13 protein-coding genes and 1 rRNA gene are annotated in these 11951 nt (G+C 46.2%); 1 reads left to right on the top strand and 13 read right to left on the bottom strand.

The window, feature by feature from the left end; all coding sequences use genetic code 11:
- Positions 1-49: 49 nt before the first annotated feature.
- The 3 genes from D2910_RS15930 to metG all read right to left on the bottom strand — a co-directional run bounded on the left by D2910_RS15930 (position 50) and on the right by metG (position 4362).
- Positions 50-1357, bottom strand: coding sequence for a G5 and 3D domain-containing protein (locus tag D2910_RS15930; protein ID WP_240633637.1), 1308 nt, complete (start codon positions 1355-1357; stop codon positions 50-52).
- Positions 1358-1444: 87 nt separating this feature from the next.
- Complete coding sequence (locus D2910_RS15935; protein WP_117314184.1) at positions 1445-2212, bottom strand: TatD family hydrolase; 768 nt, start codon at positions 2210-2212, stop codon at positions 1445-1447.
- Positions 2213-2403: 191 nt separating this feature from the next.
- On the bottom strand, positions 2404-4362 hold the full coding sequence (gene metG / locus D2910_RS15940; protein WP_117314185.1) for a methionine--tRNA ligase: 1959 nt from the start codon (positions 4360-4362) through the stop codon (positions 2404-2406).
- A 331-nt stretch (positions 4363-4693) separates the two neighbouring features.
- Between metG and D2910_RS15945 the strand changes: the two genes are divergently transcribed.
- Positions 4694-4972: an AbrB/MazE/SpoVT family DNA-binding domain-containing protein gene (locus tag D2910_RS15945; RefSeq protein ID WP_084242246.1), complete on the top strand. Its 279-nt coding sequence runs from the start codon at positions 4694-4696 to the stop codon at positions 4970-4972.
- Between the two features lie 42 nt (positions 4973-5014).
- On the opposite strand, the gene rsmI is transcribed toward D2910_RS15945, so the two are convergent.
- From rsmI to rrf, 10 genes are all read right to left on the bottom strand, one after another.
- Complete coding sequence (rsmI, locus tag D2910_RS15950; RefSeq protein WP_117314186.1) at positions 5015-5884, bottom strand: 16S rRNA (cytidine(1402)-2'-O)-methyltransferase; 870 nt, start codon at positions 5882-5884, stop codon at positions 5015-5017.
- The gene (locus D2910_RS15955; RefSeq protein WP_117314187.1) at positions 5884-6150 is read right to left on the bottom strand and encodes a GIY-YIG nuclease family protein; all 267 of its coding nucleotides are present in this window, start codon (positions 6148-6150) and stop codon (positions 5884-5886) included. The genes rsmI and D2910_RS15955 overlap by 1 nt, the downstream gene beginning before the upstream one ends.
- Positions 6137-6874 (bottom strand): tRNA1(Val) (adenine(37)-N6)-methyltransferase, encoded by a 738-nt coding sequence (locus D2910_RS15960; RefSeq protein WP_117314191.1) that lies wholly within the window; start codon positions 6872-6874, stop codon positions 6137-6139. Before D2910_RS15960 ends, D2910_RS15955 begins: the two co-directional genes overlap by 14 nt.
- 71 nt (positions 6875-6945) lie before the next feature.
- Positions 6946-7308, bottom strand: coding sequence for a DNA replication initiation control protein YabA (gene yabA / locus D2910_RS15965; RefSeq protein ID WP_084242258.1), 363 nt, complete (start codon positions 7306-7308; stop codon positions 6946-6948).
- Positions 7309-7318: 10 nt separating this feature from the next.
- Positions 7319-8131: a PSP1 domain-containing protein gene (locus D2910_RS15970; protein ID WP_084242249.1), complete on the bottom strand. Its 813-nt coding sequence runs from the start codon at positions 8129-8131 to the stop codon at positions 7319-7321.
- Between the two features lie 3 nt (positions 8132-8134).
- Positions 8135-9127 (bottom strand): DNA polymerase III subunit delta', encoded by a 993-nt coding sequence (gene holB / locus D2910_RS15975; protein WP_084242250.1) that lies wholly within the window; start codon positions 9125-9127, stop codon positions 8135-8137.
- 80 nt (positions 9128-9207) lie between these two features.
- Entirely contained in the window at positions 9208-9537 is a 330-nt protein-coding gene (locus D2910_RS15980; RefSeq protein ID WP_117314188.1) for a cyclic-di-AMP receptor, read from the bottom strand.
- Positions 9538-9595: 58 nt separating this feature from the next.
- The gene (gene tmk, locus D2910_RS15985) at positions 9596-10240 is read right to left on the bottom strand and encodes a dTMP kinase (protein ID WP_117314189.1); all 645 of its coding nucleotides are present in this window, start codon (positions 10238-10240) and stop codon (positions 9596-9598) included.
- Positions 10237-11673, bottom strand: a complete 1437-nt coding sequence (locus D2910_RS15990; RefSeq protein ID WP_205854621.1) for an aminotransferase class I/II-fold pyridoxal phosphate-dependent enzyme — start codon at positions 11671-11673, stop codon at positions 10237-10239. The genes tmk and D2910_RS15990 overlap by 4 nt, the downstream gene beginning before the upstream one ends.
- Before the next feature lie 192 nt (positions 11674-11865).
- Positions 11866-11951, bottom strand: a 5S ribosomal RNA gene (gene rrf / locus D2910_RS15995); the annotation flags it as partial.

Raw genomic sequence — 11951 nt, forward strand, 5'->3', positions numbered from 1 at the left:
TGTAAAAAGCTTTCCCGGGCTGCCCCGGGAAAGCTTTCCAATTTCTTCATTAATCCAGAATTTTGATTTTCACTTGCTGGCGGCCAAATGCCAAAGCCGCAGAGCGGTCCGCCATGAAGATATCGATTTTGTTGCCTTTGATTGCACCGCCGGTATCGCCAGCGATTGCATGGCCATATCCTTCAACCCATACTTTCGAGCCGAGCGGAATAACGGAAGGGTCAACTGCGATCACTTTCAAGTGCGGGTTCGCTTTCAAGTTGATGCCTGTTGCAGTGATGCCTGAGCAGCCTGTGCATGAAGCCGTATAAGCAGTTGCCGAAACGTAGAATTCACGGCTGCTTGATGGTTCACTGCTTTGAACTGGTGCTGCAGTTTTTGTTGTTTTAGTCGATGTTGCTGCCGGCTGTGGTGCTGCCGCTTTTTTCGGAGCAGGAGCTGCCGCTGTTGTATCATTTCCACGGGAAACACTTGCGACAACAGTTTTCGTTCCGACTGCTACTACTTGTTTCTTCGCTTCTTTGATGACTTTCTCGCCTTTAAGTTCACGTTTTACTTCTTTGCCGTTTTCCATGACAACTTCGTAAGTCTTTTCTACAAGACCTTCTTCGCCTTTTTGGACTACTTTTTCAGATCCTTTCAAAAGAGAGGAATCTTTCTTCGTTTCCTTGGCGAATTTCACTGAATCTTCCACTACATCGGTGACCTTTTCTACACGAACAACTTTAACTTCAGATCCGGGAAGGATTAATTCATCCATATCTTTTTCTACGCGATCAAGATCGCTCAAAGTGATTTTATGCTGTTTTAAAAAGTCAGCGACCGTAGTCGAAGTGGACCATACTTTCTTTTCTTCCAGTCCATCAAAGATTGTCACTTCATAAGCTTTTTCAACAGAAATAGCTGTGTTTGCATCTACTTCTTCGTTTAACGCAGGTGTTACTTTATCGTGTTCAGTGATTTCAATTTCCGCTTTAGCCAGAATATCTTCGACTGTATTCGAAGTTGTCCAGGCTGATGTCGGTTTGCCATCCACTGTTATCGTGAATTGGTCGGCTTCCGTCCATTCAATCACGATATCTTTGTCGATTGAAGCTTCTGCTGTATGGCTTAAATAGTCATCCTGCCCTACTTCGATTGACTGTTCCGCAAGAAATGCCCCGACAGTTTCAGCGTGGGTTTTGACTTCTTCTTTTTCGCCATTGGAAATCATCGTGACCGTGTTTTTCGTACCTTCATAAATTGCGAAAGCCATAACCGCCGCAAACATCAGCACCGTAGCCAACGTGATGATCACTGATTTCTTTTTGGATGTTTTTATTGTTGAATAATTATTATCCTCGTCTTCTTTCGTCAAATGTAACTCCTCCTCATTCACCTGTGTGATTATATAGACTCATTTAGTTGCATGTCAATTAGAACGGTTTTCAGCCATTCTTTCTCTTTAGTTCAATTTAAAGAATCTTTCAGCGTTTTTTGTGGTGATTTTTGCCACTTCTTCCACCGGCAAATCCTTCAAGCGGGCAATCTCTTCCGCCACCAGCGTTACGTATGAAGGTTCATTGCGTTTTCCGCGGTAAGGGTGAGGCGCAAGATAAGGCGCATCCGTTTCAATCAAAAGATGTTCGAGTGGAATCTGTGCTGCGACTTCCTTAGGCTTTTTGGCATTCTTGAATGTGACCGGTCCGCCAAGTGAAATCATGAAATTCATGTCGATGCTGATCTGGGCCGTTTCGACGCTCCCGCCGAAACAATGCATGATACCGCCGACTTCCGCCGCATTTTCCTCTTTCAGGATGCTGAGGACATCTTCTGTCGCGTCCCGGTTATGGATGATGATCGGCAGCTCCAGCTTTTTCGCCAGCCGAATCTGCTTGCGGAATACTTCCTGCTGGATGTCCTTGGGCGATTTGTCCCAATGATAGTCCAGGCCTGTTTCTCCGATGCCGACGACTTTCGGATGTGCCGACAGCTCTTCGATCCATGTCAAATCTTCATCCGTACAATCAACCGCATCAACCGGATGCCAGCCGATCACCGCATAAAGGAAATCGTATTCTTCTATTAATGCCATGGCACGTTCAATCGTTTTGCGATCAAAACCGATGACAATCATTTTTGTAACATTGTTTTCTAATGCGCGTTCGATGACTTCTTTCAAGTCATCGTCGTATTGGTCAGCATTTAAATGTACGTGAGTATCAATAAACATATGCATTCTCCTTACGCTAAGCTTTATTTTATCCGTAATCTTCATTTCTTTCTTCTCAGTAATATTACATTTGTATAACAAAACATCTTTTTTGCATGACAAATTGCCTGTAATCCATCCAGAAAAGACTGCAAAATTCACCATAATAAAAATAGCCCGCTCAGTCAAGCGGACCATCTTATGATAAGGGTTTATTTAATTTTTGCACCGTTCGGCAATTTCTCGGCAATGGATGCCATTGTCAGGAACCCATCTTTTTCGCCGGCCAAAATCATGCCCTGCGATAATTCACCGCGTAATTTCACTGGTTTCAAGTTCGCAACGACCACTACTTTTTTACCGACCAATTCTTCTGGCTTGTAATGTTCGGCAATGCCCGAAACCACTTGGCGCTGTTCATAGCCCAAGTCCAGCTGCAGTTTCAGCAGCTTCGACGTTTTCGGCACCGGCTCACAAGCTGTAACCGTTGCTGCACGAAGGTCGACCTTCGCAAAATCTTCAATCGTGATTTCCGGTACGTCCGGCACTTCTTCGATTGCTTCTTCTTCCGGTTCCGCAGCAGCTCCACCACGCATTTGGTCACGGATATATGCAACTTCGGGTTCGATTTCAAGACGCGGGAAGATTGGTGTGCCTTTGGCAGCCACTTTTGTATTGGCAGGAATCTTGCCGAAACCGTCCAGCGTTTCCCAAGCCAGATATTCTTCCGACAAGCCAAGCTGTTCGATGATTTGCTTCGGTGCATTCGGCAGGAATGGCTGAAGCATAACCGCTGTCATGCGCAAGCTTTCCGCCAAGTGGGCCATGACAGAAGCAAGCTGTTCTTTCGTCGCTTCGTCTTTCGCCAAGACCCACGGCTGTGTTTCATCTATATATTTATTGGTTCTTGAAATCAGCACCCAAACTTCGCTCAGCACCATGCTGAACTGCATTTTCTCCATGTGCTTCTCATAAGTTTCGACCGTTTCTTTCGCCACGCGTTGCAGTGTCGCGTCAAACTCCGTCTTTTCACCGGAAATTTGCGGCACTTCCCCATCAAAGTATTTATTGATCATGGACACTGTCCGGTTCAATAAATTCCCGAGGTCGTTGGCAAGATCGTAATTCGTCCGTTCGATAAATGCTTCCGGAGAAAATACGCCGTCAGAACCGAAAGGCAGCTCGCGCAAAAGGAAGTAGCGTGTGGCATCGAGGCCATAGCGCTCTACCAGCATTTCCGGATACACGACATTGCCTTTCGATTTTGACATTTTGCCGTCCTTCATCATGATAAAGCCGTGGGCGAAAACTTTTTTCGGCAGTGGCAAATCAAGCGCCATCAGGAAAATCGGCCAATAGATCGTGTGGAAACGGACGATATCCTTACCAACCACGTGAACATCCGCCGGCCAGTATTTATTGAATAACGAATCGTCGTCAGAGCCGTAGCCCAGCGATGTAATATAATTCGACAAAGCATCCACCCATACGTAAATAACGTGTTTCGGATCTCCAGGAACCGGAATCCCCCAGTCAAATGAAGTACGCGAAACGGAAAGATCTTCGAGACCCGGTTTGATGAAGTTATTGATCATCTCGTTTTTACGGGATTCAGGTTCGATAAATTCGACATTATTCTCGTAATAATCCAGGAGACGGGCTGCATATTTCTTCATATTGAAGAAATACGATTCTTCCTTCACTTTATGGACAGGGCGTCCGCAGTCGGGGCACTTGCCATTGTCCAACTGGCTTTCTGTATAGAAGGACTCACAAGGCGTGCAATACCAGCCTTCATAATGCCCTTTATATATATCACCGTTGTCCAGGAACTTCTGGAAAATCTTTTCCACGCCTTCTTTATGGCGGGCTTCAGTGGTCTGGATAAAATCGTCGTAAGTGATGTCCATCGTTTTCCAGACACTTTTTGCAGCTTCCGCCATGCCATTAACATATTCCTGTGGTGCAAGGCCGGCTTCCTGCGCTTTTTCCTCTATTTTCTGGCCATGTTCATCCATGCCCGTCAAAAAGCGGACATCAAAGCCGCGAAGGCGTTTATAGCGCGCCATCGCATCGGATGCAACCGTTGTATAAGCGGTTCCGATATGGAATTTTCCGCTTGGATAATAAATCGGAGTCGTTAAATAATATGTCTCTTTGTTTGCAGTCACAAAAAATTCCTCCAGTTTGTTTGTATAAAGTTTATTTTAACGAAGTCCGCAATTTTGTACAATCTTTCAATCCTAGAGGTTCAAAGGTATTTTTTGTCAAAATATTATATCTAAAAATTCTGTTTATTTTTACCAATTGTCGAATTTTGCCCTTTTAAAGCACTTCTTTTTAAAGATTTCAATAATATATGTCATAAATTATGGTATTTCATTATAAATCCGATAGTTTTATGTTGACCTGGAAGAAAGGAGTTGGTATGATTTATGACAGGAAGTGGTAATTGTCGAATTTTGGCGAAAACATCTATAAAATTCAAGGGGGACGAATATTATGAAATCAACAGGTATCGTACGTAAAGTTGACGAATTGGGCCGTGTAGTTATTCCAATCGAATTGCGCCGCACATTGGGCATCGCAGAGAAAGACGCTTTGGAGATCTATGTCGATGACGACAAGATCATCTTGAAAAAATATATGCCGAACATGACTTGCGCTGTAACAGGCGAAGTATCAGACGACAACATGAAACTTGTCGGCGGCAAATTGGTCTTGAGTTCTGAAGGCGCAGAAATGCTGATGAAAGAAATTCAAGGCAACTTGAAAAAATAAGTTTTTTAAAACCGGAGCGCCTGTGGCGCCCCGGTTTTTTCTTTAAGTGTGATAAGCCTGGTAAACATCCCGTTTCGACAATTTCCGGTCTGCCGAGACTTTTTTGATCGCCTCTTTGGACGAAAGCTGTTCCCGCTCCATCACTTCTTCGACATGTTCTTCTATTGATAAATCTTCCCACCAGACCGTCGTTTCGACCGGATCCGGTGCCGCATTTCCTTCGATGACGATGCAGAATTCACCGCGTATTTCATTGGCATCTGCCCAGTCCACCGCTTGTTCCACCGTGCCGCGCAGGAATTCCTCGAATTTCTTGGTCACTTCCCGCGCCAGAACAATCCGGCGCTCATTGCCGAAATTCTTCTGGATACTTTTCAGGCTTTCCTTCAACCGGTGCGGCGCTTCATAAAAAATAAGCGTCTCGCGGTTTTGGCTCAATAGTTCAAGTTCAGCCTGGCGCTCTTTTTTACCCCGTGACAGGAAGCCGTAGAACTGGAATGGCTGAGGCGCAATGCCGGAAGCAATGAGCGCACTGAGCGCTGCATTGGCTCCGGGAATCGGCACGACCGGAAAGCCTTCCGCTATCGCCCGCTTCACGATATCTTCACCCGGGTCGGATATGCACGGCATGCCAGCATCGCTGACAAGCGCCACAGATCTGCCTTCTTCCAGATAGCCGAGTATTTTATGGCCGCCGCTTTCCTGATTATGCTCATGATAGCTGACCAGCTTTGTTTGAATATCAAAGTAATTGCACAATTTTTTTGTATTTCTCGTGTCTTCCGCTGCGATGATATCGACTTCTTTCAAAATGCGCAGCGCACGGACCGTCATGTCTTCGAGATTGCCGATCGGCGTCGCAACGAGGTATAAAGTTGCTGTTGTTTCCTGAAAACTTTTTTGGGATTTCATCAGGCCTGCTCCTTCCCTTCAGCAATATAACGGATTTTTTTCACTTTCGTTAATTGCTTGAAGGCATATTCCGCCTTCATCGCTTCCGGTTTTGTTTCAAATTCTTCGGAATGGATCATTTTCACCGGCCCTCTCGCGCGGGTGTATTTCGCGCCTTTGCCGGCATTATGCGTCTCCAGCCGTTTCTGCAAATCATTAGTATAGCCAGCGTAATAGGAATTATCGGCACATTCAAGGACATAGAAATAATGGCTATTTGTCTCCATAAAGCATTTCCCGCACTTCTTCCGTATATTCCCCGTCGTCTCCGTAGACAATCAACGGCGGTAGGATTTTCAGATCAGGCTTGCCGTCTTTTATTCCTTCAATCAATAAAGTATTAGCTTCTTTCCCGGCTTTCGGATAGACCAGCCGCACACGTTTCGGCTCCAGCCGGTTAGCACGCATGGCGGTGATCAGGTCGATCAGCCGTCCTGAGCGGTGCACAAAGGCCGCTTTGCCGCCCTGCTTCAATAACTGGCTGGCAGAACGCACCGCCTCGTCCAGCGTCAAATGGAGCTCATGGCGCGCAATCGCCATATGTTCACTGATATTCTTATCGCTCATATTATCCGCAGGGAAATACGGCGGGTTGCATGTCACCACATCGTATTTCTCAAAACCCAGCGTTTCCGGAATCGTTTTGACATCCCCCTGCAAAATGCTGATCTGTTCCTCCAGCCCGTTATAGGCCACACTGCGATTGGCCATATGCACTAACCGCTCCTGCAGCTCAACCCCAATGATCTGTGATTCCGTCCGAGCGCTTAAAAATAGCGGAATCGCCCCGTTTCCTGTACATAAATCCACAATCTTCCCGCGTTTCAACGGCACATAAGCGAACCGCGCCAACAACACCGCATCGAGTGAAAACGAAAATACGGATGGGCTTTGAATGATCCGCAATTCCTCCGCCAATAAATAATCCAGCCGTTCGTCGTCCAACAGCATATTTTCAACTCCTCCACAAAACAAAAAGCTGCCGCCACGCAAAGTGACGGAAGCTTTTGTTGAATTTGCCATCAATTCTGCTTGTTTAAAAATGAAAGGCAGAACAGGCAATCATCACCTTTTCGGGAACTGCCAAAATGTACATGGCAGACATGATAGCCTTCGTGATAAAGGCGGGCCAGATTATCATAACCTTCGCCGATATCCATGACCGCTCTTTCGAGTTTAACAGGATCCACAGCCGCTGCAGCTTCCGGAACCGCTTCATGAAGCTCATCCAGGCGCGCACGCAAATGATGATTTTCCAGCTGAAGCGCATGATGTTCTTCCATCGTATGCGCCACCACTGCTTTCAATTCACGGAACTGCTGCTGCATCGATTCCAGCTGCTGTTCAAAATCCATCACTGTATCCAAAAAGTTCTTATCTTTCACCCCAACCACCTCACGCTCTCGTTCCTTGGTCCATTATCTCACTTAATGCATATTCAAGTGTCTGTTCCTGCTCAGAAAGGCGGATTTTCAATACGCGTTCTAGAATATTCATGCCGACAACACGTCCTTCGCCATCCGGAGTCGCAACCCGGGTGCCGACATCCGGCATTTCTTTTTTCGCTTGCTCATATTCATCGTTCTCGTATTTCAGGCAGCACATCAAGCGTCCGCACAGACCTGAAATTTTAGACGGATTCAAGGACAGATTCTGGTCTTTTGCCATCTTGATCGAAACCGGTTCAAAATCACCCAGAAATGTCGAACAGCAAAGCATGCGTCCGCATGGTCCGATGCCGCCGAGCATTTTCGCTTCATCTCTTACACCGATTTGGCGAAGTTCGATGCGCGTCCGGAATATTGACGCCAGATCCTTAACAAGGTTCCGGAAATCGACGCGGCCTTCCGCAGTGAAATAAAATATCACTTTATTGCGGTCAAATGTATATTCCACATCAACCAGTTTCATATCGAGCCGATGTTCTTCAATCTTGCCTGTACCTGTTTCAAATGCGCGCTGCGCTTCCTGGCGGTTATCTTCCACCTGCTGGCGGTCGCGTTCACTTGCTACACGCACAACTTGCTTCAGCGGCAATACGACATCGTTTTCGCCGACCGTCTTGACCGGTACGACCACTTTTCCATATTCCACTCCACGAGCTGTTTCAACGATGACATAATCATCTTTTTCGATCGTAAATTCACCTGGATCGAAATAATATATTTTACCCGCTTTTTTAAAGCGGACACCTATGACATTATACAATTTTTACCCCTCCCGCAGATTCAGCATTAATTGCTCCATCAGCAGCGTTCGGTTCATATTGCGAGGCAATTGCTGTTTGGCCTGTAATATGGCCTGCAGCTGTTTTGACAACACAGTAAAAGAACGCTGAAGAGCCATCTGCTTCCAAGTTTCTTCCATGTCTGGATACGTTCTTGCTGTCTCGAGTCCTGCCTTTACCGAAGCAATGTCCCGATATGCAAATAATAACATGTCCAGGCCTCTTTCGGTATCTTCTTTTTCCTTAAACAACGGAAGCCAGTCGGACTGCAGCATGAGAAGTGCCTCGTGTACATTGTTGCTGACCACTTCCACCAGCTTCAAAACTGTTTTTCTTGCCTGTGGAAATTGTTCATCCGCACTGAGTGCCAGCGCTTCTTCTTCACTTTGCGTCAGCATGCTGACCGTTGCGGCCATAGAAGCCGTCATGCCGCCCGCAATAAGCTTTTCCATTAGTACAGGCCGTGACAGCGGTTGAAACGATACAAGCTGGCAACGGGAACGGATTGTGCTCATGATGGCATTCAGCCGTTCTGTCTGAAGAATAGCGGTGACATTGAATTCCGGTTCCTCTAAAAACTTCAGCAAAGCGTTGGCGGAAGCATTATTCATCCGGTCCGCTTCCTGAATGACATATATTTTCCGGCCTGTATTCAAACCGGTTTTATTCATTGAATAAATCAGTTCACGGATCTGGTCGATTTTGATGTTTTGGCCATCCGGCTCAATAAACACGATATTCGGGTGATTCCCGGAGTCATATAATTGGCAACTTCTGCATGTTCCACATGGAACATTTTGCTGCGGATTTTCGCAAAGCAGCAGCTTCACAAAAAAATGCGTTACTTCTTTTATTCCTGAACCGGCAGGCCCTTCAAAAAGGAAGGCATGTGCCAGCCGGTCTTTTTCAAAAGCTCCTTGCAGCCTCTTCATCACAATCGGCTGCATCTGCTCGAATTCTTCGGTTGTCATCTGCACAAGCTCACCTTCCGCCTTTTTAAAAAAATCCCGTGTTCCAAGGGAGCACGGGTGTCATGTATTTCATCGTTAAACGCTGCTTAGAAATGATGGAATTGCTCAATCGGCAACACGAAAATCGTGGCGCCGCCCACTTCCACTTCCACAGGATATGGTATATACGAATCCGCGTTTCCGCCCATAGGTGAAACAGGTGCTACCATCTGTTCACGCGAACGGCAATTTTCCCGGATCAAATCCATTAATTTAGGGATAAGGCTGTCATCAACCCCGATTAAAAAAGTCGTATTCCCTGAGCGCAAAAACCCTCCTGTACTGGCAAGCTTGGTAGCCCGGAAATCATTTTTTGTCAAAGCATTGGATAATCGGTTACTGTCTTGGTCCTGTACAACTGCAACGACGAGTTTCATCAGCACTCACTCCTTTTTATTGGTGTTTCTTCTATATAATTATAACACGAACAATTAATTACGCTGTATAACTTTCCATGCCTTTTTTAATCGCTGCCAGTGCTGCCGCCACAACTTCTTCCGGCTCTTTGGAAGCATCGATTCTGACAATGCGATCGGGATATCGGCGTGAAACCTCCTGGTAGCCCTCATACACTTTTAGGTGGAAAGGTAATTTCTCCATATCCAAGCGGTTCTGTTCCCTTCCGCTGTTTGCCGCAATCCTTTGCAGACCGATTTCAGGCGGCACATCAAATAATAAGGTCAAATCCGGCCAAGTGTCTTGAATCGCGAATTCATTGATGGAAAGAACTTCATCAATGCCAAGGCCGCGCGCATGCCCCTGGTAAGCCAGAGAACTGTCGATAAAGCGGTCGCAGAGCACCACTTTCCCCTGCTGCAGAGCTGGTACCACTTTCTCAACGAGATGCTGTCGCCGGGCGGCTGCATAAAGAAGCGCTTCTGTACGCCCGTCCATTGCCGTGTGGTTTTTATTTAAAATCACCTCACGGATCTTTTCAGCAATCTCAATGCCTCCCGGTTCCCGCGTCAAAACAGCCTCGATACCTAAAGGCTGCAATTGTTTCATCAACTGCTCAATAGCTGTCGTCTTGCCAGCTCCTTCAGGCCCTTCAATCGTAATAAAATATCCTGGTTTGTTCATTCGTCGTTTCCTCCATGCTGTATGACCAAAAGTTGCTTTTCAGCCAGATTATGTTCACCTTGGATCACTGCACCTGCTGCCAAATGATCCATCAATTGCTCCAATTTTACGTGTGTCCATATCTCTCCCGGCAGTGCTAGCGGAACTCCGGGCGGATAGGGAGTGACCATTGCTGCTGAATGGCGGCCCATCGCTTTTGTATAGGAAATCCATTCCGAATCTGCTAAATCTATCGCTTCATAGGAAATCTCCGGTTCACTGATGGCAATAGGCTCCTGGCGTGTTACCGGCAGTTCCTTATCCGTCTGCTCTTTTCGAAGTTCTTGTACAGCTTCCCGGATCCGGCTTCTGATTTCCGCAAATGGATAGGTGTGACTTTGTTTCATTAATGGCAATACCATCACCACTTGCCGTGAATCAGCCATTTCAGCATATACATTCATTTCTTCAAGTTTTCCCTGAAGTCTGAAACCATTATATCCTGTCATCCTCAACATGATTTTGAGCGGATCATGCGCTTCAAAAACTTCAAGCCCTGAAATCGACTGCAGGCTCTCTATAAACAGCTTTCGTTTCTCTACAAAATGCTGCAGATCCGGTCCGGAATACGTTTGAATATATGCTCTTGCATCATCCAATGAGGCCATGATCAAATAGGAAGGGCTGCTTGATTGGAACATGCGCAGATATTTGCTGACCCTTTTTGCATTAATGCGTTCTTTATTTATATGAAGAAAAGATCCCATCGTCATAGCGGGCAATGTTTTGTGGGCAGACTGCACTACCGCATCTGCGCCATAAGAGAATGCAGACTTAGGAAATGGCCCACCGGCAAGCAAGTGGGCGCCGTGAGCTTCATCAACCAACACCGGAATATCGAATAGATGACTGTACTTTATTATTTCTTCTATTTCCGGTCCAGCCATGCCGTAATAATTGGGATAAGTCAAAATCAAAGCTTTCGCTTCCGGATATTGCTGGATAGCATCTTGCAAGGTTTTGAGTGATACGCCTTCCGCACTTTGGGACGCTTCACTCCATTCGGGCGCGAGGTAAACCGGCCGCAATTTGGCCAATTCCAACGCATGAAAAATCGATTTATGGGAGTTTCGCTGAACCAGTACACAGTCCCCTTCTTTGCAGACTGCATGAATCATCGCTAGATTTCCGCTTGTTGAACCATTCACCAAAAAGAAGCTTTGATCAGCTCCGTAGGCTTCAGCCAGCAAATCCTGGGCTTCTTTAATAGCGCCGTCCGGATAATGCAGATCATCCAATCCACTCAATTCAGTTTGATCATACTGTAAAGACGATCGTATTTCATCCGGCAAACCGGATAATTCCCCGTGCTTGTGCCCTGGAACATGAAATGAAACCGGCCGCTGTTGCTGAAACTTCTTTAACGCTTCCACTAAAGGGCGCCGTTGCGTCATATAATTCATCCTCATATCTTTCTTATTCCTTCTATTATAACGAACTTGAGCAGCAATGAGCAAAGTGGCTTCAATGAAAGCACTTCAGCTGTTCTTTTTATCGGCAAGTGCCTTGTCATAAACGTTATTTCCAATAAAGTTTATGACAAAAAAGGCCGCTACCGCTTGCGCGGTAACGACCTTTCTATCTGTGCCCAGCGGCGTCCTACTCTCACAGGGGGAGATCCCCCAACTACCATCGGCGCAAAAGAGCTTAACTGCCGTGTTCGGGATGGGAA

The organism is Planomicrobium okeanokoites (genome assembly GCF_003428875.1).
Taxonomy (GTDB): domain Bacteria; phylum Bacillota; class Bacilli; order Bacillales_A; family Planococcaceae; genus Planococcus; species Planococcus okeanokoites.